The sequence below is a fragment of the Streptomyces sp. NPDC029296 genome (assembly GCF_055569255.1).
Genome location: NZ_JBVHXT010000003.1, coordinates 166683 through 185289, shown reverse-complemented (window position 1 = coordinate 185289; position 18607 = coordinate 166683). Strand labels below are relative to the sequence as shown.

Genomic DNA, 18607 nt, shown 5'->3' with positions numbered 1-18607 from the left:
ACGGCCCGGACGGAAGGAGAACACCATGGGACTGATCGGCGAAGTGCTGATGCTGCCGTTCGCGCCCGTGCGCGGTGGCGCGTGGGCCATCAGGCAGGTGCTCCAGGAGGCGGAACGGATCTACTACGACCCCGCCACCGTACGGGCCGAACTCGCCCGCCTCGAAGAGCAGCTGGAGGCGGGCGAGATCACCGAGGAGGAGTTCGACCGGCGCGAGGACGAACTGCTCGACCGGCTGGAGACCACCCTGCACTCCGGCGACACGACAGGCAACGGGACGGGATGATGAACCGAACGGCACTGGGCCTCGCCGTAGGGGCCGGATACATGCTCGGCCGCACCAAGAAGCTGAAGATGGCACTCGCGGTCGGCTCCCTGGTGGCCGGCAAGAAGCTGAACCTCAGCCCGAAGATGCTCGCGGAACTGGCGAACCAGCAGCTGAAGAACAACCCCCAGTTCAAGGAGATCGGGGACCAGCTGCGCCAGGACCTGCGAGGCGTCGGCAAGGCCGCCACCGGTGCGATGGTCGAGCGGCAGATGGGTTCGCTCGCCGACCGGCTGCGCAGCCGCACCGACCGGGTGTACGACGAGCTGTCGGGCGCCCTGTCCGGCGGCTCGGACGAGGAGCCGGACGAGCGCGCGGAACCCGGCGGGGACGAGGACGAGGACGCGGACGAGGACGCCGGTACGAAGGGCGGGGCCCGGGACGGGGCACGCCGGGGTAACGGCGGGAAGGCCGCCGGGGACAAGGCTCCGCAGAAGAGGACTTCCGAGCGGAAGGCCCCCGAGAAGAAGGCTCCTGGCCGGAAGACCGCCGGGAAGCCGCTGTCCGCCACGGGCAAGGGGGCGGGCGGGAAGACGGGCGCGGCCGTGAGGTCGGCGGCGAAGCGGACGTCCGCGGCCGGTGAGACCGCCCGCGGCGCCGCCTCCCGGCAGTCGAAGGGTGGCGATGACCGATGACAGAGACCCTCCGTGACATGGCCTCCCGGGTCGTCGGCGGGAACCCGCCGGGCCCGCTCGCCGACCTCGCCCACAGTGAGGCCGCCGACCGGCTCAAGGAGGAGGCCCGCGCCTATCTGACCGCACAGGCCGAGCGGCTGCTGACCGGCGTCGGCCGCAAGCTCGGCGAGACGACCGTGCGGCTCAACGACATCGCCGAGGGCAACAGCCCGGGCTTCGCCAAGCTGGCGCTGGAAGGCGGCCGCAAGCTGGCCGAGGGCAAGGGCCCGCTGCGCTCCGCACTGGAGCTGGGCGCCTCCCGCGCCAAGGAGAACGTGATGGGCGCGGTCAGAAACCTGGGGGGCGGCAAGGGCAAGAAGGGCGGCGCGGGCAGGAAGCCCATCGTCATCATGGAGTCCGTCGACGTGGGCGTGCCGCTGCGCACCGCGTACGACCAGTGGACGCAGTACCAGAGCTTCAGCACCTTCGCGAAGGGCGTCAAGAGCGCGAGCCGCTCCGACGACACCCACTCCGACTGGCAGGCGAAGATCTTCTGGTCGTCCCGCAGCTGGAAGGCGCACACGACCGAGCAGATACCCGACTACCGCATCCAGTGGACCTCGGAGGGCGCCAAGGGCACCACCAAGGGCGTGGTCTCCTTCCACCGCCTGGAGGAGAACCTCACCCGGGTGCTGCTGGTCATGGAGTACTACCCGACCGGCCTGTTCGAGAAGACCGGCAACATCTGGCGGGCGCAGGGCCGCCGGGCCCGGCTGGACCTGAAGAACTTCGCCCGTTTCATCACCCTCAAGGGTGAGGCGGAGGACGCCTGGCGCGGTGAGATCCGCGACGGCGAGGTGGTTCGCAGCCACGAGGACGCCGTGGCCGAGGAGGAGCGGGAGCAGGAGCCCGAGGCACAGGCGCCCGGGGAAGGCGAAGAGGAAGAGGGCGAGGAGCCCGAGGAGTCCGAGGAGCCCGAAGAGGCCGAGGCGTCCGAGCGGGAGTCCCGGGAGCCCGAGGAGGGCGACGAGGCATACGAGGACGAGGAGGCCGGGGAGCCCTACGAGGACGAGGACGAGCCCGAGGAGGCCGGAGAGCCCGAGGAGGGCGAGGAGCCCGAAGAGGACGAGGAGCCCGAAGAGGACGAGGAGGGCGCCTACGACGAGGACGAGGAGGACGAGGAAGAGGAACCCGAGTCCACCGGGCGCGGGAGCCGTCGATGACGTTCCCGAGCCGCCTGCCCGAGCCGTACGGACAGGGATCGGGGGCCAACCTCGCCGACATTCTCGAACGAGTGCTCGACAAGGGTGTCGTCATCGCGGGCGACATCAGGATCAACCTGCTCGACATCGAACTGCTCACGATCAAGCTGCGCCTGATCGTCGCCTCGGTGGACAAGGCCAAGGAGATGGGGATCGACTGGTGGGAGAGCGATCCCGCCCTGTCCTCCCGGGCCCGCCGGGACGAGCTGACCCGGGAGAACGCCGAGCTGCGTGAACGGCTCGCCCGCCTCGAGGAACTCGAGGCGGGCCGCGCCCGGAAGGAGGCCCCATGACCGGACTGCGGTACGTGTACGCCGTCTGCCGTCCCTTCATGACACCGCTGCAGGCCGAGCTGACGGGCGTGGGGGGCGCCCCGGCGGGCCTGCTGCACCACCACGGGCTGGTCGCGGTGGTCAGCACGGTCCCGGAGGCCGATTTCGGGGAGCAGGCGCTGAAGGCACACCTGGAGGACCTGGACTGGCTCGCCGCGACCGCCCGGGCGCACCAGGGCGTGGTCGGGGCGCTCACCACGGTCACCACCCCGCTGCCGCTGCGGCTCGCCACCGTCTTCCGCGACGACAGTGCCGTACGCATGATGATCGAGGCTCGCGAGGACCACTTCCGGACCCTGCTCGACCGGCTCGACGGCCGGGTGGAGTGGGGCGTGAAGGTGTTCGTCGAGAACGAGCCGGCCGAGCCGGCCGAGGCGGCGCCCGCCGACCCGGCGCGGCCCGCGAGCGGCCGGGACTACCTGCGGCAGCGGCGTGCCCGCGGCCGGGCGCGGGAGGAGACCTGGCAGCGGGCCGAGGGGTTCGCGCGCTCGCTGCACGAGCGCCTCGCCGAACGCGCCGAGGACGTCCGGCTGCACGCTCCGCAGAATCCCGCGCTCTCCGGAGCGGCCGGGCAGAATGTGCTCAACGCGGCCTATCTGGTGCCACGGGCGCATTCCGAGGAATTCGTGGAACTGGTGGACCGGACGAAGGACGGGGCCCCCGGGATCCGGGTGGAGCTGACCGGCCCGTGGGCCGCCTACTCCTTCGCGGGGACCGCGGAAGAAGCGCAGGACACGGGAAGTACGGGGGAGGAAGTGACGTGACCGTCGTCGAACGGCGCGAGATCGCGCTCGTCGACCTGCTCGACCGGCTGCTGGCCGGCGGAGTCGTGATCACCGGGGACATCACCCTGCGGATCGCGGACGTCGACCTGGTCCGCATCGACCTGAACGCGCTGATCAGTTCCGTCAACGCGGCGGTGCCCTCGCCCTTCGACCCCCTGGTGCCCTCCGAGCCCCCCGAGGAGGTCGTGTGACCCCGCCCAAGCGGCTCGACCTGGAACCCGACACGGTCGAGCGCGACCTGGTGAAACTGGTGCTGACCGTGGTGGAACTGCTGCGCCAGCTCATGGAACGGCAGGCCGTGCGCCGCTTCGACACCGGCGAGCTGACCGAGGAGCAGGAGGAGCGCATCGGGCTCACCCTCATGCTCCTGGAGGAGCGCATGGCCGAGCTGCGCGACCGCTACGGCCTGCGGCCCGAGGACCTGAACCTGGACCTCGGCCCGCTCGGCCCGCTGCTGCCCCGCGATTAGGGCGCTTCCTTGCGGCACAGGATCTCGCCGTGCAGCACGGCGAACCAGCCGTCCTCCCGGCGGCCCCATTCCCGCCACGCCTCGGACACCGCCCGCAGCCCCTCCGGGGTGGCATGGCCGCCCTGGACCGCCCGGTCGGCGTAGGGGGAGGCCAGGGTGCGGTCCGCCCACAGGCCGCTCCACCAGGCCCGCTCCTCGGCGGTGGCGAACGTCCAGGTGCCGGTGGTGGCGGTGACGTCGGTCAGTCCGGCGGCCAGCGCCCACGCCTTCAGGCGGCGCCCGGCGTCGGGCTCGCCGCCGTTGGCCCGGGCCACCCGCTCGTACAGGTCCAGCCAGTCGTCCAGCCCCGGCACCGCCGGGTACCAGGTCATCGCCGCGTAGTCCGCGTCGCGTACGGCGACGAACCCGCCCGGCCTCGTCACCCGCAGCATCTCGCGCAGCGCCCGTACCGGGTCGCTCACGTGCTGGAGCACCTGGTGGGCGTGGACCACGCAGAAGGTGTCGTCGGGGAAGTCCAGGGCGTGCACGTCGGCCACCGCGAAGTCGATGTTGGCCAGCCCCCGGCCGGCCGCGGTGGCCCGGGCCTGCTCCAGGACGCCGGGCGCCCGGTCGACGCCGGTGACATGGCCGTCGGGCACCAGTTCCGCCAGGTCGGCGGTGATGGTGCCCGGGCCGCAGCCGATGTCCAGGATCCTCATGTGGGGCTTCAGGGAGCCGAGCAGATAGCCCGCGGAGTTGGCGGCGGTCCGCCAGGTGTGCGAGCGCAGCACCGACTCGTGGTGCCCGTGCGTGTAGACGGCGGTCTCCTGTGGCGTCGCCATGGCCGTACCCCTTCACCCCTCGTGGCGGACGGGCCGGACCCGTCCGCCGGTACGTCCCCACCGTACGCGTGTCGCCGAATGATGAGACTCGCATACCGCCATGTGGACTGACGGGGGGTCAGGGGAGGGATCGGCCGGTCACGTGCCCAGCGGGCGGTAGACCGTCAGGGCCTCCGGCAGCTTCTCCAGCGTCACCTCGCCGGACACCGACGTGACCTCGCCGTCGTAGGCGAGCGGGGTGCCCGGGGCGAGGCCGGTCAGCCGCAGCCGGTTCACCTGCACCGCCGAGTGCGCCGGCGACCGGGTCAGGGGGCCCGCGAGGGCCGCCGAGAACAGCCGCAGCGCGGGCCTGCGGCCCCCGTGCACCACCCGCACGTCCAGCAACCCGTCCGCCAGATCGGTCCGGCGGCCCGGGGAGAGCCCCATGCGGTGGTAGACGCCGTTGCCGACGAACAGCAGCCACAGGGGCCGCGGTCTGCCGCCCATCTCCACCTCCAGCGGGTGCCGCCCGGCCCGCAGCACGCGCAGCGCGCCGAGCACCCCGGCGGGCCAGCCGCCGATCCGGTGCGACCAGTTGTCCCGGGCCCGCACCAGCTCCGGGTACACGCCGAGGCTCAGCGTGTTCAGGAACAGGCCCTCCTGGTCCCCGGCGACGAACCGGCCCGCGTCCACCCGGACCGCCTCGCCGTGCCGGACCGCGCGGGCCAGCAGGCGTTCGTCCTCCACGCCCAGGTCGTAGGCGAAGTGGTTGAGGGTGCCGCCCGGCAGCACCGCGAGCGGCAGACCGTGCCGCAGCGCCACCCGGGCCGCCGCGTTCACCGTGCCGTCGCCGCCGCACACCCCGAGCACCCGTGCCCGGGCCGCCGCCTTCTCCAGCTCCTCCCCGATCTCCTCCGGGGCGCACTCCACGATCTCCGCCCGCGGCAGCGCGTCGTGCAGCGCGCCGACCCGGTCCGCCGTGCCCGAGGCCCGGTTGGCGACCAGCACCAGCCCCTCGCCCTCGGGCAGCGCCGGGACCTCGGCCCGGGTCCGGGCCGACTGCCGGACCTGGGTACGGGCCGGCACCAGCCGCCGCACCAGGAAGGCGGCGCCCGCCCCGAGCGCCGCCCCGGCCAGCACGTCGCTCGGGAAGTGCACCCCGGTGTAGACCCGGGACGCCGCCACCGAGAGGGCCACCGGTGCCACCGCCGCGCCCCACGCCGGCGACTCCAGCGCCACCCCGGTCGCGAAGGCCGCCGCCGAGGCCGCGTGCCCGGACGGGAAGGAGGTGGTGATCGGCTGCCGCTTCAGCTGCCGCACCAACGGCACCGGGTCCAGGACCGGCCGGGCCCGGCGCACCGAGCGCTTGCCGAGCGTGTTGATGGTCAGCGAGGCCAGGCCGAGCGAGGCCAGCCCGCGCACCGCCGCCCGGCGGGACCGGGGGGTGCGGGCCGCGCCCAGGGCGGCGGCCGTGGCGAACCACAGCACGCCGTGGTTCGCGGCCCGGCTCAGACGGGGCAGCACCCGCTCGGCGCCGGGCCAGTGCCAGGCGGCGGCGGCCTCGAACAGCCGGCCGTCGAGGTCGAGTGCCCGGCGCAGCGGGGCACGGGCGGCGGACGCCACGGGGGCGGTCAGGTCCAGGTCAGGGCTCATGGGGTGCGGTTACCCTGAAGGGCCCGTTCCTTGTGTCCGCGCGGAGGTGAACCCCCGGATGCGTCTGCTCCTCGTCCGGCACGGCCAGACCCCGTCCAACGTCGACGGCCTGCTGGACACCGCGGTGCCCGGCCCGGGGCTGACCACGCTCGGCGCGGCACAGGCCGCAGCCCTGCCTGGGGCGCTGGCCGCGGAGGACATCGACGCCCTGTACGCCTCCACGCTCATCCACACCCGGCAGACGGCCGCCCCGCTGGCCGCCGCCCGCGGCCTGGAGGTGATCGTCCGGGACGGCATCCGCGAGCTGTCCGCCGGAGACCTGGAGATGCTGCCCGGACACACCCCGCAGGGCCGGCGGTACCTGCGCACGGCGTTCGCGTGGGCGTCCGGGGACACCGCGCTGCGCATGCCCGGCGGGGAGAGCGGCACCGAGGCCCTGGGCCGGTACGACGCGGTGGTCGCCGAGGCCGCTGCGAGCGGCGCCCGGACCGTCGCCCTGGTCGGTCACGGCGCCGCGATCCGCGTGTGGACCGCCGCCCGCGCCGCCAACGTGAAGGTCGCCTTCGCCGCGGCCCGCCCGCTGGAGAACACCGGCGTGGTGATCCTGGAGGGCTCCCCGGCCGGCGGCTGGAAGGCCCTGTCCTGGGAGGGCGCCGTGGTGGAACCGGCCGGCGGGGGAGGGCCGGCCGGAGAGGCCCTGGGAACGGACGGGTAGCGCGGGGCGCACGCCCGGTACCCGACCGGGTATCCGTTTGCCCCCGGCGCCCGGCGCCGCGCAGAATGCCTGCCCATGGGACATCTGGAAGCCGCGCACCTCGAATACCACCTCCCCGACGGGAGGACGCTGCTCGGCGACGTCTCCTTCCGGGTCGGCGAGGGCGCCGCCGTCGCCCTCGTCGGACCGAACGGCGCCGGCAAGACCACGCTGCTCAGGCTGATCTCCGGCGAGCTGAAACCCCACGGCGGCACCGTCACCGTCAGCGGCGGCCTCGGCGTGATGCGCCAGTTCGTCGGCTCCGTACGGGACGAGTCGACCGTACGGGACCTGCTGGTCTCCGTGGCCCCGCCCCGCATCCGGGAGGCGGCGAAGGCCGTCGACGCCGCCGAGCACGCCCTGATGACCGTCGACGACGAGGCCGCCCAGCTCGCCTACGCCCAGGCCCTCGCCGACTGGGCCGAGGTGCGCGGCTACGAGGCGGAGACCCTGTGGGACATGTGCACCACCGCCGCCCTCGGTGTCCCCTACGAACGCGCCCAGTGGCGCCAGGTGCGCACCCTCTCCGGCGGCGAGCAGAAGCGGCTGGTGCTGGAGGCGCTGCTGCGCGGCACCGACGAGGTGCTGCTGCTGGACGAGCCGGACAACTACCTCGACGTGCCCGGCAAGCGGTGGCTGGAGGAGCAGCTCGGGGAGACCCGGAAGACGGTTCTGTTCGTCTCCCACGACCGCGAACTCCTCGCCCGCGCCGCCGAGAAGATCGTCTCCGTGGAGCCCGGCCCGGCCGGCGCCGACGCCTGGGTGCACGGCGGCGGCTTCGCCACCTACCACGAGGCCCGCCGCGAACGCTTCGCCCGCTTCGAGGAGCTGCGCCGCCGCTGGGACGAGAAGCACGCCCAGCTGAAGAAGCTGGTGCTGAACCTCCGTCAGGCCGCCGCCGTCAGCCACGAGATGGCCTCCCGGTACGCCGCCGCGCAGACCCGCCTGCGCAAGTTCGAGGAGGCCGGCCCGCCGCCCGAGCCGCCCCGCGAGCAGGACATCACCATGCGCCTGAAGGGCGGCCGTACCGGCGTACGCGCCGTCACCTGCCAGGGACTCGAACTGACCGGTCTGATGAAGCCGTTCGACCTGGAGGTCTTCTACGGCGAACGGGTCGCCGTCCTCGGCTCCAACGGCTCCGGGAAGTCGCACTTCCTGCGGCTGCTGGCCGGCGAGGACGTCGCGCACTCGGGGCAGTGGAAGCTGGGCGCCCGCGTCGTCCCCGGCCACTTCGCGCAGACCCACGCCCACCCCGAACTGAGGGGCCGCACCCTCCTGGACATCCTGTGGAAGGAACACGCCCAGGACCGGGGCGCGGCCATGTCCCGGCTGCGCCGCTACGAACTCACCCAGCAGGCCGAGCAGACCTTCGACCGGCTCTCCGGGGGGCAGCAGGCCCGCTTCCAGATCCTGCTGCTGGAACTGGCCGGCGCCACCGCGCTGCTGCTGGACGAGCCCACCGACAACCTCGACCTGGAGTCCGCCGAGGCCCTCCAGGAGGGGCTGGAGGCGTTCGAGGGCACGGTCCTCGCGGTCACCCACGACCGCTGGTTCGCCCGCTCCTTCGACCGCTTCCTGGTGTTCGGCAGCGACGGCCGGGTCCGTGAGACCCCGGAACCGGTCTGGGACGAACGCCGGGTCGAGCGGGCCCGGTGACCCTCGCGCCGCGTGTCCGGCCCGTCCGGAGGATCGGCGGCTCGGCCCGGCCGGTGCTCCCGGGCCGCCTCGGGCCCTGTCCCCGCAAGGCCGACGACGCGCGCGGAGGCCCGGAAGCCCGGATGTTCGTACAGTGGACTCGGGAACGCGAGCTCGGAAATCACTCGGGGCAGCGCGTTCCGGGCGGGTACCCGTAGCCCATGAACGAACACGACGAGCGGGGCACCACCATGACCGGAGTCGACCCCAGCCGGCTGGACGACCAGCAGCTCATGAAGGAGCTGGAGACGATCCACCGCACGCGCCACGACACCCTCCTGTACGGCTCGAACGACGCGCTGCGGGCCCACAACGAGCGGATGGCGCAGCTGGAGGGCGAGTATCTGCGGCGCAATCCCCGCCGCCTGGTGAGCGCCGGCCGCACCCGCGAAGGTGCCCGGGAGCGCGGCTGCGGCGAGGCGGCGACCCCGGACGCGTCCGGCACCTGACCCACGCGTCCGGCACCTGACCCACCGGACAAGCCCGCGCGACGACGCACGACGACGGGGCCGGCCCGCCTGGCGGGCCGGCCCCGTCGCACACGGGCGGGAGGCTCAGCCTGCCTCACCGGAGAACACGTGCACGAACGCGTCGCAGAACGCCTTCAGGTCGTCCGGCTTGCGGCTGGTCACCAGCTGGTTGGAGCCGTGGTCGCAGATCTTCACCTGCTCGTCCACCCAGGTGCCGCCCGCGTTGCGGATGTCGGTCCGCAGGCTCGGCCAGGACGTCAGCACCCGGCCGCGCACCACGTCGGCCTCCACCAGTGTCCACGGCGCGTGGCAGATCGCGGCGACCGGCCGGCCCTGGTCGAAGAAGTCCTTCACGAAGGCGACGGCCTTCTCGTCCATCCGCAGGAAGTCCGGGTTGGCGACCCCGCCCGGCAGCACCAGACCGCCGAACGACCCGGCCGACGTCTGCTCCACCACCTCGTCCACGGGGAAGGTGTCCGCCTTGTCCAGATGGTTGAACGCCTGGATCTTCCCGGACTGTGTCGACACCAGCACGGGTTCGTGACCGGCGTCCGAGGCCGCCTTCCACGGCTCGGTCAGTTCCACCTGCTCGACGCCCTCGGGTGCCACCAGAAACGCGATACGCATGATGTGTCAGGCTCCTTTCAGTTTCCGCAGCGCCGCCTCGCGGTTCCGGGCGCGGCGCTTCTTTTCCCTGGCCGCCCGTCGGCAGCGCAGCAGCTCCTCGCCGTACGGCAGCAGCACACACGCGCCGATCGCGACCCCGATGCCCGCCAGATAGCCCGGCGACAGCGGCCGCCGGCGCGGCACCAGCCGCCAGGCGTCCGGGTCCCCGCGGCCTCCCCGCAGCAGCGACCGCACCTGGTCGGAGTGCAGGCACATGAGGGAGACCAGCCCGCCGAACGGCAGCGACTCCAGGAAGCTGTGGATGTGCTGCTCGATCGGCTTGACCTCGCGGTCGCTGTCCTCCGCCGTCCGTACGTCCCACAGCGCGGTGGCCTCGTGCACCGCCGCCGCGCCTAGCTGTACGGCCAGCAGCAGCGGATTGACCTCGTAGCGCAGGGTGAGCGCGATGGGGACGCCCACCTCCGCCATCATCAGGGAGTGGATCAGGGACTCCTTCGTCCCCGACGTGTCCTCGATCCCGGTGCGCCGGTGCATCGCCCAGTCGGCGAGCCCCGGCACGAACCAGCCGGGCAGCAGCCCGTACAGCAGGAAACGCGTCGTGACCTCGCCGGTGTCGACCGTGGCCCCCCGCGCGATCTCGGCCGCCTGGTCCGTGGCACCGCCGGCAGCCGGTATCGGCAGCCTCATGCGCCCCCCACCAGCGCCTCGGCGAGCTGCTGCAGGTTCTCGTAGCGGCCCTCGTGCGGCAGGGCGGCCACGCCGTCGATCAGTGTGCCGGGCGCGTTGCTCCGGCGCAGCGCCCGGGCCAGCTCGCCGGGCTTCGCGGGGAAGGCGTGCCGGTTCAGGTGCCGGGCCAGCTCCAGCCGGGTCCGTTCCAGTGCCGCCGGGGACCCGAGGCCGCCCACCGGGCCGCTCCAGACCTCCGGGTCGTCGTCCGCGGCCGGCTCCGGGTCGTGCCACTCCTCCACGCGGGTGGGGTGGCCGGAGCGGAGCAGACCCCTCAGCTCGTGCTTCATCTCGTCGTCCCGGTGGACGTTCAGCCGGTCACTGCCTCGCTGCATACTTTCCTCCAAGGGTCGAAGGTGCGCACCGCGTACCCGGTGCCGCACGTCCGACACGGGTTCGTCACGCCGGCACGGATCTCGTCCCGCACGGTCACTGCTTGGCCCGGCCCGGCAGGAACTCCTGCACCTTCGCCTTCAGCCCCTGCTTGATCACCGAACCCCGGTCGGCGTCGCCCTTCAGGATCGACGTGGCCGTCGCCTCCATCTGCTCCCAGGTGGCGTGCGGCGGGATCGGCGGCACGGCGGGGTCGGTGAGGAACTCCAGCACCGCCGGCCCGTCCGCCTCCAGCCCGGCCCGCCAGGCCCCCTCCACGTCCTCCGGCTTCTCCACCCGGATGCCGGTCAGCCCGAGGGACCGGGCGAACTCCGCGTACCGCACGTCCGGGAGCGACTGCGACGGGAGGAAGGAGGGGGAGCCCTCCATGGCCCGCATCTCCCAGGTCACCTGGTTCAGGTCCTGGTTGTTCCACACGGCCACCACCAGCCGCGGATCCGACCAGCGGTCCCGGTACTTCGCCGCGGTGATCATCTCCGCCAGGCCGTTCATCTGCATCGCGCCGTCACCGACCAGCGCGAACACCGGCCGGTCCGGGTGTGCGAACTTCGCCCCGATCGCGTACGGCACGCCCGGGCCCATCGTCGCCAGCGTCCCGGACAGCGAGCCGCGCATGCCCGGCCGCATCGTGATGTGCCGCGCGTACCAGTTGGCGACCGAACCGGAGTCCGAGGTCAGGATCGCGTTGTCCGGCAGCAGCGGATCCAGCGCCCGGGCCACGTACTCGGGGTTGATCGGATCGGCCTGCACCGCGGCCCGCCGCTCCATCGTCGCGTGCCAGCGCCGCACGTTCGCGCACACCGTGTCGTGCCACTCGCGGCTCCGGCCCTCCGCCTTCAGCAGCGGGATCAGCCGGCGCAGCGTGGCCCGGGCGTCGCCGACGAGGTTCACCTCGTACGGATAGCGCATGCCGATCATGTGCGCGTCGATGTCGATCTGCACCCCGCGTGCCTTGCCGAACTCCGGCATGAACTGGGTGTACGGGAACGACGAGCCGATCGTCAGCAGCGTGTCGCAGTCCCGCATCAGCTCGTACGACGGCCGGCTGCCGAGCAGCCCGATCGGGCCGGTCACATACGGCAGCTCGTCGCTGAGCACGTCCTTGCCGAGCAGCGCCTTGGCCACCCCCGCGCCGAGCAGCTCGGCGACCTCGCGCACCTCCGCGACCGCGCCCGACGCGCCCTGGCCGACCAGGACGGCCACCTTCTCGCCCGCGTTGAGCACGTCGGCCGCCCGGCGCAGCGCCTCGTCCGTCGGGGTCGCGGTGAACTCGCTCATCCCCAGGCTGGACGGCACCATCTTGAACGCGTGCGTCGGCGGTGAGTAGTCCAGCTCCTGCACGTCGCCCGGGATGATCAGCGCGGTCGGGCAGCGCCGGGCGTACGCCGTGCGGATCGCCCGGTCCAGCACGTTCGGCAGCTGCTCGGGCACCGTCACGGTCTCCACGAACTCCGAGGCGACGTCCTTGTACAGCGTGTGCAGGTCGACTTCCTGCTGGTAGGAGCCGCCCATCGCGGTCCGGTTGGTCTGGCCGACGATGGCCAGCACGGGCACGTGGTCCAGCTTCGCGTCGTACAGTCCGTTGAGCAGGTGGATGGCACCGGGGCCGGAGGTCGCCGCGCACACGCCGATGCGCCCGCTGAACTTCGCGTACCCGACCGCCTCGAAAGCGGACATCTCCTCGTGCCGGGACTGGATGAACCGCGGCTGGTCCTCGGCGCGGCCCCAGGCGGCGAGCAGTCCGTTGATGCCGTCGCCCGGATAACCGAAGACCTGTTCCACGCCCCATGCGCGCAGGCGTTCGAGGATGTGGTCCGAGACCTTGGTGCTCATGGACAGACCTCCCGGTGGAGAGCGAAGCGGACGATCCGGTCAGCCTGTACCGAGTCACCTGCGCCACGGCCGGAAAACATCCGGCACGGGCCCGGGGCGCGTACGGCGCGGCCCGGGGGCCGTCACCCGGGCGGCCCCGTGTGTCGCGCGAATGGGCTCCGGCCGCGCGCGGTACGGGCCCGCGCGGGCTGTCATGGCAGCGAGGGCACACCGACCGTGCCCCCGTGGCCGGGGCGCCGCACGGCATCGCCGCGGTACGACCGTCCCCTCGTGGCCGGGTGCCGCACGGCGTCGCCGTGGTGCCGGTGCGCCGGCGTACGGCCGTCCGACCGCCCGCCGCACCCGCGAGGAGCCCCGCCCATGCGCCGCACCGCCCGCGCCGCCCTGTCCGCCGCCTTCGCCGCCGGTGCCGTGCTCGCCCTGACCGGGCCCGCCGCGTCCGCCGCCCCGGTCCCGCTCCCGGCGTCCTGCGACCCCCTCACCGGGCCCCTGCCGGTACCGCTGCCGGGCACCCTGGGCGCCGCGCCCATAGCTCCCGGCGACAAGAGCGCGGGCGATCCGGGGTGCGAGGACACCTCCCCGGGCGCGGGCGGGCGTGAACCGGCCGTGCCGGACGGGGGCGGCGCCCCGGACGCGGGAGCCGTGGGCGGCACCGGGAAGGAGGCGGCCGGGCCGGACGGCACCGGGTGGGACGGCTCGGCGCAGGAGGGCGGCGCCGGTCGGGCCGGGGGCCCGGACGGCCCGGGGCGGGATGGATCCGGGCAGGTCGGCGGGGGCCAGGACGCCGGGGGACGGGACGGGGCCGGGCAGGCCGACGGGGGACCGGGCGGCGGCGGGTGGGACGGCGGGAGCGCGGACGGCGGGGGGCGGGAGTGCTCGGGAGGGGACTCCTGCGCGCAGGACGGCCCCCGGTGCGGGGAGTCCGGCGACGCGGCCTGCTCCGACGCCGGCCGCGCCTGCCGTGAGGGCCGCGACACCGACGGCTGCCCGCCGGCCGGCGTCCAGCACGGCGTGGACGCGGGAGCGGGCGGCAGCCTCGGCGGCTCGGTGCCCGCGCTCGCCGCCGGCGCCGTCCTGATCACCGCCGCCTGCGCGGGCGCCGGCTACCGGGTGTACGGCCGCGCCCGCCTCGCCGCGGACCGGTCCGCCGGGATGTGACCCCGGAGACACCGGCCGTCTCCCATGGAGCGCGGCAGGACGGGTATACGGCGTCCGGGGCCACCGCCGGCGGCCCCGCCGGCACCCCCCGCGGCCCGGCCACCGGACCGGGAACGCCGGAACGCGTCGCCCGGGCACGGACGGCACCACGGCCACGAGGAGCACACGGCCCGGGCAGGGCGGCACGACGGCACCACCGACTCGCGGAGGCGGACATGCGGCGGACGGACCCCGACCGGGACCGCCGGGACGGCCACGGCCCCGTCCGCCGCCGCGAGAACGAAGGCCACCGCGAGAACGAAGGCCACCGCGAGAACGAAGGCCACCGAGAGGGCCGAGGCCACCGAGAGGACCGAGGTCGCGGGGAGGGACACGGCCCGGTCCGCTACGGCCCGCCGCTCCCCGGCGACGGCCTGCCCGTGCTGCCCGAACTCTCCGCCGTGCTCGCCGCCGCGGCCGGCCGCGCCGACGCCCAGCCCGTCGGCGGCGCCCCCGCCCTGCTGGAGGCGGCCTGCGGCTACTGGACCCGGCGCGGACTGCCCTGCGTCCCCGACCGGATCGCCGCGGCCCCCGGCGCCCCCGCCCTGCTGCTCGCCCTGACCGCCGCGCTGTCCGGGGACGGCGCCGACATCCTCGTACCCCGCCCCTGCGCCGCCTGGTGGGCCCCGTACGCCCGCCTCCTCGGCCGCCCCGTCTTCCATGTGCCGACCCCCGCCGAGAGCGGTGGCGTCCCCGACCCGTACGCCCTGCTGGAGACGGTCCGCCGGGTCCGCGCCGAGGGCGGCGACCCGCGGCTGCTGGTGCTGTCCGTCGCCGACGACCCCACCGCCACCGTCGCCCCGCCCGAACTGCTGCACGAGACCGTGGAGGCCGCCACCGCCGAGGGCCTCCACCTGGTCAGCGACGAGACCTGGCGGGACACCCTGCACGCGCCGCACGAGTCCGTCCTGCTCAGCCCGGCCGAGATGTGGCCCGACGAGGTCACCGTGGTCACCGACCTGGCCGGCGCCCTGCTGCCGGCCGGCTGGCCCGCCGCCGTCGCCCGCTTCCCGGCCACCGACGCCGGACACCGCCTCCACGCGCGCGTGCTCGACATCCTCACCGCCCTCGACGCGCGGCTCGCCGTACCGGTCGCCGCGGCGGCCTGCTACGCGCTCGACGAGCCGGCGCCCGTCATCGAGCGCCGGGAGGCCGCCGTCCGGCTGCACGCGGGCGTGGCCGCCGCCGCGCACGCCTGCCTGGTCGCCGCCGGCGCGCTCGTCCGGCCCCCGCAGGCCGGCCGCCACCTGTACGCCGACCTCGGGCCGCTGCGCGCACCGCTCGCCGCCCGGGGCGTCGGCGACGCCCAGGAACTGGAGGACCTCCTCACCGCCCGGCTCGGCATGCCCGCGCCCGGCGGCCACCGCTTCGGCGACGACCTCGGGGCGCTGCGCGTACGGCTCGCCACCGGCCCCCTGCTGGGCGGCACGGACGAGGAGCGCGCGGAATGCCTCAGGTCCACCGCCCCGGTGGAACTGCCACACGTACAGGGCGCGTTGGCCTCCTTGAGGTCGGCCTTCGACGATCTCCGCGATGACGCTCAGCGATGGGAGCCTCCTCGATGACGCAGCAGACGCACGAGCCCGGACCGGCCCCGGCGACCACGGTGCCCGGCACGTCCCGCACCGGCACCTTCCCCCCGCCGGCCGAGCCCCGCCCGCTGGGCGGACACCGGGTCTGGCCGCGCACCTTCCACGACCGGCTGACCGCGCCCCTGCCCGGCCTGAGGGCCCTCGCCCGGTTCGCCCGCGAAGGCGCCGTGCGCCCCGGTCCCGAGGGACTCGCCGACATCCCCCGGCTGCCGTACGAGCCGCGACCGCTGCCCCGCGTCGGCACCCGCACCCTCGCCGTCACCTGGGCGGGACACGCCAGCTGGATCGTGCGGATCGGCGGGCTGACCGTCCTCACCGACCCCGTCTGGTCCCGCCGCATCCTCGGCACCCCGGCCCGCGTCACCCCCGTCGGCGTGCCCTGGGAGGCCCTGCCCCCCGTCGACGCCGTCGTCATCAGCCACAACCACTACGACCACCTGGACGCGCCCACGCTGCGCCGGCTCCCGCGCGACACCCCGGTGTTCGCGCCCGCCGGCCTCGGCCGCTGGTTCCGCCGCCGCCGGTTCACCCGCGTCACCGAGCTGGACTGGTGGGAGGGCGCCGAACTGTCCGGCACCCGCTTCGACTTCGTGCCGGCCCACCACTGGTCCAAGCGCACCCTCACCGACACCTGCCGCAGCCTGTGGGGCGGCTGGGTGCTCACCGCGCCCGACGGACAGCGCCTCTACTTCGCGGGCGACACCGGCTACGGCCACTGGTTCTCCCGCATCGGCCGCCGCTATCCCGGCATCGACCTCGCCCTGATGCCCATCGGCGCCTACGCCCCCCGCTGGTGGCTCAGCGACGTCCACTGCGACCCCGAGGAGGCGGTCCAGGCCACCGTGGACCTCGGCGCCCGCCGCATGGCCCCCATGCACTGGGGCACGTTCATCCTCTCGGCGGAACCGGTGCTGGAACCGCTCACCCGGGTACGGACCGCCTGGGAGAAGGCGGGGCTGGAGCGGGAGGACCTGTGGGACCTGCCGATCGGCGCCTCGGGAGTGCTGGAGTGAGGGGACGCGGGACGGCACGGCGCCCCCTCGCCCGGCGGTGACGGCTCACCCGGCGGCCCGGACCCGCCGCCACACCCCGGGCGCCGCGCCGACGACGACGGTCAGCACCACCGCCAGCACGACCCCTTCCCAGGGCTCCTCGAACAGCGAACCCCCCACCACCCCGATCACCTGGTACGTGGCCGCCCAGGCCAGACACGCGGGCAGGTTGCCCCGCGCGAACCGCCGCGGCGGCCACTCCGCCAGCAGACACGCCAGCATCACCGGTATCCGCCCGCCCGGCACCAGCCGGGACAGCACCAGCACGGTGCCCCCGTGCTCGGCCAGCCTGCCCCGCGCCTGCGCCAGCCGTTCCTCCGGCGCCCGCGACCGGATCGCCGCCAGCCACCGCGACCCGTTCCGGGACCGTGTTCCGCGCCGCCCCAGCCAGTACAGCGCCGCGTCCCCGAGGAACGCGGCCAGCGACGCCGTCACGAACACCAGCGCCAGCGAGAACGGCGCCGTCCGGTGGCACGCCACCGCCGCCGCCGAACTCACCAGCGCGCCCGTCGGCACCACCGGCACCAACGCCCCGATCAGCACCAGCAGGAACAACGACGGATAGCCCACCGCCTGCTGCGCGGACCCGGCCGTCGCGGCCCTGGACGCCTCGGCGAGCCACGTCACCGCGCGACCTCCAGCCGAACGCTCTCGCCGTGTCCCAGCTTGTGCACCGCCACCCCGGGCGCGGCCAGCGCCGCCAGCCGCACGAACTCGTCGCCCGGCGCGTGGAACTCGTGCGGGCGCACCGCGTCCATGCCCACCGGCCAGTACGTGCCGTAGTGCACCGGGACCGCGGCCCGCGGCGCCAGCCGGGCCAGCGCCCGTGCCGCCCGCCCCGCGTCGAGGTGCCCCTCCCCGAGATACGGCCCCCAGCCGCCCACCGGCAGCAGCGCCACGTCCACCGGCCCGACCCGCTCGGCCATCGTGTCGAACAGTCCCGTGTCCCCGGCGAAGTAGGTGCGCGCCTCGCCCTCCACGACGTACCCCAGCGCGGGGCAGCGGCGCGGGCCCACCGGCAGCCGCCGCCCGTCGTGCAGCGCCGGCACCACCCGGACCCGCACGGCGCCGATCCGCACCTCGTCCCCGGGCACCACCTCGGTGATCCGCAGCTGCCGCAGCCGGCGCAGTCCGGGCACCGCCCGGGGTGCGCCCCGGGGCACGAGCAGGCGCGTGCCCGGGGCGAGACAGGCCAGCGAGGGCACGTGCAGATGGTCGGCGTGCAGGTGGGAGACCAGCGCCAGGTCCGCGCGGCGGGCCCCGGCGGGCGGCACGGCGCCCCGGCGGCGGCGCAGATGCGCCAGCCGGCGGGCGAACAGGGGATCGGTGATCACCCTGATGTTCGCGTCCTCCACCACGCAGGTGGCGTGGCCCCACCAGGTGATCTCCACCGGCACCTTCTTTCGCCTCCTTCACGCGACTCCCCGAAGCCTACGGGCAGGAGTAGGGTCGGCGGCGAAAACCGGAGGTGAGGGGACCCCATGAGACAGCCGCGAGGTGCGTTCGGCACGCTCACGCCGGTGCGGGTCACCGCCATCGCGAGCCTGACGCCCCTGGAGGAGCTGGAGGCGGACCCCTTCCTGGTGGACTCCCGCAGCCAGCACGCCATGTGCGCCCGCTGGGCCGCCGAGCGCGGCTATGTCGTCGCCCGGGAACTCCTCGTCGGCGGCCTCCGTTTCGATCACTGCGCGCTGTGGGAGGGCGTGCGCCCCGGGGTGGACGTGTTCGTCGCGCCCAGCCTCCGGGTGCTGCGCCGGGCCCTGTCCTCGGTGGAGGAGTTCACCGCCGAGTGCGTGCGCCGGGGCGTGCGCGTGGAGACGGTGGGGCGCGCCGAGCCGGCGTACGACGCGCAGATGAAGGCCCGGGTGCACCGGCGCCTGTCCATGCCGACGGCCGGCTACGACGGCCGCTGACCCCGGCCCGCCCGATCCGCCCGCGCCCCGTGTGACAAGGTGGAGCGGGGCCCGACCGGCCCGGTGAAGCGCAAGGAGGCTCCTTCCGGCCCGAGGGCGGGGGAGGGCCGGGGTG

General features: G+C 74.6%; 22 protein-coding genes. 14 read left to right on the top strand and 8 right to left on the bottom strand.

Annotated elements, in window-relative coordinates:
- The first annotated feature begins 25 nt into the window (after positions 1-25).
- From ACZ4W9_RS03870 to ACZ4W9_RS03840, 7 genes are read left to right on the top strand one after another with little or no spacing between them, the layout of a single operon-like run.
- Complete coding sequence (locus tag ACZ4W9_RS03870) at positions 26-286, top strand: gas vesicle protein GvpG (protein ID WP_467932960.1); 261 nt, start codon at positions 26-28, stop codon at positions 284-286.
- Positions 283-960: a DNA primase gene (locus ACZ4W9_RS03865; RefSeq protein WP_467932959.1), complete on the top strand. Its 678-nt coding sequence runs from the start codon at positions 283-285 to the stop codon at positions 958-960. Before ACZ4W9_RS03870 ends, ACZ4W9_RS03865 begins: the two co-directional genes overlap by 4 nt.
- A complete protein-coding gene (locus ACZ4W9_RS03860) occupies positions 957-2162 on the top strand; it encodes an SRPBCC family protein (protein WP_467932957.1) in 1206 nt (401 codons plus the stop codon). Before ACZ4W9_RS03865 ends, ACZ4W9_RS03860 begins: the two co-directional genes overlap by 4 nt.
- Positions 2159-2494 (top strand): gas vesicle protein, encoded by a 336-nt coding sequence (locus tag ACZ4W9_RS03855; RefSeq protein ID WP_467932955.1) that lies wholly within the window; start codon positions 2159-2161, stop codon positions 2492-2494. Before ACZ4W9_RS03860 ends, ACZ4W9_RS03855 begins: the two co-directional genes overlap by 4 nt.
- Positions 2491-3297: a GvpL/GvpF family gas vesicle protein gene (locus ACZ4W9_RS03850; protein ID WP_467932954.1), complete on the top strand. Its 807-nt coding sequence runs from the start codon at positions 2491-2493 to the stop codon at positions 3295-3297. The genes ACZ4W9_RS03855 and ACZ4W9_RS03850 overlap by 4 nt, the downstream gene beginning before the upstream one ends.
- On the top strand, positions 3294-3509 hold the full coding sequence (locus ACZ4W9_RS03845; protein WP_467932953.1) for a gas vesicle protein: 216 nt from the start codon (positions 3294-3296) through the stop codon (positions 3507-3509). The genes ACZ4W9_RS03850 and ACZ4W9_RS03845 overlap by 4 nt, the downstream gene beginning before the upstream one ends.
- Positions 3506-3787 (top strand): gas vesicle protein K, encoded by a 282-nt coding sequence (locus ACZ4W9_RS03840; protein WP_030605837.1) that lies wholly within the window; start codon positions 3506-3508, stop codon positions 3785-3787. Before ACZ4W9_RS03845 ends, ACZ4W9_RS03840 begins: the two co-directional genes overlap by 4 nt.
- On the opposite strand, the gene ACZ4W9_RS03835 is transcribed toward ACZ4W9_RS03840, so the two are convergent.
- Both ACZ4W9_RS03835 and ACZ4W9_RS03830 read right to left on the bottom strand, forming a co-directional pair.
- Entirely contained in the window at positions 3784-4608 is an 825-nt protein-coding gene (locus ACZ4W9_RS03835) for a class I SAM-dependent methyltransferase (RefSeq protein ID WP_467932951.1), read from the bottom strand. The two genes, ACZ4W9_RS03840 and ACZ4W9_RS03835, sit on opposite strands and share 4 nt — an antisense overlap.
- Positions 4609-4746: 138 nt before the next feature.
- Positions 4747-6240, bottom strand: a complete 1494-nt coding sequence (locus tag ACZ4W9_RS03830; protein ID WP_467932950.1) for a phosphatase PAP2 family protein — start codon at positions 6238-6240, stop codon at positions 4747-4749.
- Between the two features lie 58 nt (positions 6241-6298).
- Between ACZ4W9_RS03830 and ACZ4W9_RS03825 the strand changes: the two genes are divergently transcribed.
- From ACZ4W9_RS03825 to ACZ4W9_RS03815, 3 genes are all read left to right on the top strand, one after another.
- Complete coding sequence (locus ACZ4W9_RS03825) at positions 6299-6955, top strand: histidine phosphatase family protein (RefSeq protein ID WP_467932949.1); 657 nt, start codon at positions 6299-6301, stop codon at positions 6953-6955.
- Between the two features lie 75 nt (positions 6956-7030).
- On the top strand, positions 7031-8650 hold the full coding sequence (locus tag ACZ4W9_RS03820) for an ABC-F family ATP-binding cassette domain-containing protein (protein WP_467932947.1): 1620 nt from the start codon (positions 7031-7033) through the stop codon (positions 8648-8650).
- Between the two features lie 200 nt (positions 8651-8850).
- The gene (locus ACZ4W9_RS03815; protein ID WP_030789224.1) at positions 8851-9138 is read left to right on the top strand and encodes a DUF6158 family protein; all 288 of its coding nucleotides are present in this window, start codon (positions 8851-8853) and stop codon (positions 9136-9138) included.
- 105 nt (positions 9139-9243) lie between these two features.
- Here the strand turns inward: ACZ4W9_RS03815 and ACZ4W9_RS03810 are convergent, their stop codons facing one another.
- The 4 genes from ACZ4W9_RS03810 to ACZ4W9_RS03795 all read right to left on the bottom strand — a co-directional run bounded on the left by ACZ4W9_RS03810 (position 9244) and on the right by ACZ4W9_RS03795 (position 12738).
- Positions 9244-9786 (bottom strand): type 1 glutamine amidotransferase domain-containing protein, encoded by a 543-nt coding sequence (locus tag ACZ4W9_RS03810; RefSeq protein WP_467932945.1) that lies wholly within the window; start codon positions 9784-9786, stop codon positions 9244-9246.
- A gap of 6 nt (positions 9787-9792) precedes the next feature.
- Positions 9793-10473 carry a diguanylate cyclase gene (locus tag ACZ4W9_RS03805; RefSeq protein ID WP_467932944.1) on the bottom strand — a complete coding sequence of 227 codons (681 nt, stop codon included), beginning with the start codon at positions 10471-10473 and terminating at the stop codon, positions 9793-9795.
- Complete coding sequence (locus ACZ4W9_RS03800; RefSeq protein WP_467932942.1) at positions 10470-10847, bottom strand: DUF2795 domain-containing protein; 378 nt, start codon at positions 10845-10847, stop codon at positions 10470-10472. The genes ACZ4W9_RS03805 and ACZ4W9_RS03800 overlap by 4 nt, the downstream gene beginning before the upstream one ends.
- A 94-nt stretch (positions 10848-10941) precedes the next feature.
- The gene (locus ACZ4W9_RS03795) at positions 10942-12738 is read right to left on the bottom strand and encodes a thiamine pyrophosphate-requiring protein (RefSeq protein WP_467932941.1); all 1797 of its coding nucleotides are present in this window, start codon (positions 12736-12738) and stop codon (positions 10942-10944) included.
- 360 nt (positions 12739-13098) lie between these two features.
- Between ACZ4W9_RS03795 and ACZ4W9_RS03790 the strand changes: the two genes are divergently transcribed.
- The 3 genes from ACZ4W9_RS03790 to ACZ4W9_RS03780 all read left to right on the top strand — a co-directional run bounded on the left by ACZ4W9_RS03790 (position 13099) and on the right by ACZ4W9_RS03780 (position 16540).
- On the top strand, positions 13099-13896 hold the full coding sequence (locus ACZ4W9_RS03790; RefSeq protein ID WP_467932940.1) for a hypothetical protein: 798 nt from the start codon (positions 13099-13101) through the stop codon (positions 13894-13896).
- Between the two features lie 215 nt (positions 13897-14111).
- Positions 14112-15500 (top strand): aminotransferase class I/II-fold pyridoxal phosphate-dependent enzyme, encoded by a 1389-nt coding sequence (locus ACZ4W9_RS03785; protein WP_467932938.1) that lies wholly within the window; start codon positions 14112-14114, stop codon positions 15498-15500.
- Positions 15497-16540 carry an MBL fold metallo-hydrolase gene (locus ACZ4W9_RS03780; RefSeq protein ID WP_467932937.1) on the top strand — a complete coding sequence of 348 codons (1044 nt, stop codon included), beginning with the start codon at positions 15497-15499 and terminating at the stop codon, positions 16538-16540. The genes ACZ4W9_RS03785 and ACZ4W9_RS03780 overlap by 4 nt, the downstream gene beginning before the upstream one ends.
- 45 nt (positions 16541-16585) lie before the next feature.
- Here the strand turns inward: ACZ4W9_RS03780 and ACZ4W9_RS03775 are convergent, their stop codons facing one another.
- Together ACZ4W9_RS03775 and ACZ4W9_RS03770 are read right to left on the bottom strand one after the other, a co-directional pair.
- Entirely contained in the window at positions 16586-17206 is a 621-nt protein-coding gene (locus ACZ4W9_RS03775; protein ID WP_467932936.1) for a DedA family protein, read from the bottom strand.
- On the bottom strand, positions 17203-17976 hold the full coding sequence (locus ACZ4W9_RS03770) for an MBL fold metallo-hydrolase (RefSeq protein WP_467932935.1): 774 nt from the start codon (positions 17974-17976) through the stop codon (positions 17203-17205). The genes ACZ4W9_RS03775 and ACZ4W9_RS03770 overlap by 4 nt, the downstream gene beginning before the upstream one ends.
- An 84-nt stretch (positions 17977-18060) precedes the next feature.
- Here ACZ4W9_RS03770 and ACZ4W9_RS03765 point away from each other — a divergent pair, with 84 nt between their 5' ends.
- Positions 18061-18492, top strand: coding sequence for a hypothetical protein (locus tag ACZ4W9_RS03765; RefSeq protein WP_467932933.1), 432 nt, complete (start codon positions 18061-18063; stop codon positions 18490-18492).
- The last annotated feature ends 115 nt before the right edge of the window (positions 18493-18607 follow it).

Coding starts and splice junctions, on each gene's coding strand:
- ACZ4W9_RS03870 (WP_467932960.1), top strand. CDS start 26: ATGGGACTGATCGGCGAAGTGCTGATGCTGCCGTTCGCGCCCGTGCGC.
- ACZ4W9_RS03865 (WP_467932959.1), top strand. CDS start 283: ATGATGAACCGAACGGCACTGGGCCTCGCCGTAGGGGCCGGATACATG.
- ACZ4W9_RS03860 (WP_467932957.1), top strand. CDS start 957: ATGACAGAGACCCTCCGTGACATGGCCTCCCGGGTCGTCGGCGGGAAC.
- ACZ4W9_RS03855 (WP_467932955.1), top strand. CDS start 2,159: ATGACGTTCCCGAGCCGCCTGCCCGAGCCGTACGGACAGGGATCGGGG.
- ACZ4W9_RS03850 (WP_467932954.1), top strand. CDS start 2,491: ATGACCGGACTGCGGTACGTGTACGCCGTCTGCCGTCCCTTCATGACA.
- ACZ4W9_RS03835 (WP_467932951.1), bottom strand. CDS start 4,608: ATGGCGACGCCACAGGAGACCGCCGTCTACACGCACGGGCACCACGAG.
- ACZ4W9_RS03830 (WP_467932950.1), bottom strand. CDS start 6,240: ATGAGCCCTGACCTGGACCTGACCGCCCCCGTGGCGTCCGCCGCCCGT.
- ACZ4W9_RS03825 (WP_467932949.1), top strand. CDS start 6,299: ATGCGTCTGCTCCTCGTCCGGCACGGCCAGACCCCGTCCAACGTCGAC.
- ACZ4W9_RS03820 (WP_467932947.1), top strand. CDS start 7,031: ATGGGACATCTGGAAGCCGCGCACCTCGAATACCACCTCCCCGACGGG.
- ACZ4W9_RS03815 (WP_030789224.1), top strand. CDS start 8,851: ATGAACGAACACGACGAGCGGGGCACCACCATGACCGGAGTCGACCCC.
- ACZ4W9_RS03810 (WP_467932945.1), bottom strand. CDS start 9,786: ATGCGTATCGCGTTTCTGGTGGCACCCGAGGGCGTCGAGCAGGTGGAA.
- ACZ4W9_RS03805 (WP_467932944.1), bottom strand. CDS start 10,473: ATGAGGCTGCCGATACCGGCTGCCGGCGGTGCCACGGACCAGGCGGCC.
- ACZ4W9_RS03800 (WP_467932942.1), bottom strand. CDS start 10,847: ATGCAGCGAGGCAGTGACCGGCTGAACGTCCACCGGGACGACGAGATG.
- ACZ4W9_RS03795 (WP_467932941.1), bottom strand. CDS start 12,738: ATGAGCACCAAGGTCTCGGACCACATCCTCGAACGCCTGCGCGCATGG.
- ACZ4W9_RS03790 (WP_467932940.1), top strand. CDS start 13,099: ATGCGCCGCACCGCCCGCGCCGCCCTGTCCGCCGCCTTCGCCGCCGGT.
- ACZ4W9_RS03785 (WP_467932938.1), top strand. CDS start 14,112: ATGCGGCGGACGGACCCCGACCGGGACCGCCGGGACGGCCACGGCCCC.
- ACZ4W9_RS03780 (WP_467932937.1), top strand. CDS start 15,497: ATGACGCAGCAGACGCACGAGCCCGGACCGGCCCCGGCGACCACGGTG.
- ACZ4W9_RS03765 (WP_467932933.1), top strand. CDS start 18,061: ATGAGACAGCCGCGAGGTGCGTTCGGCACGCTCACGCCGGTGCGGGTC.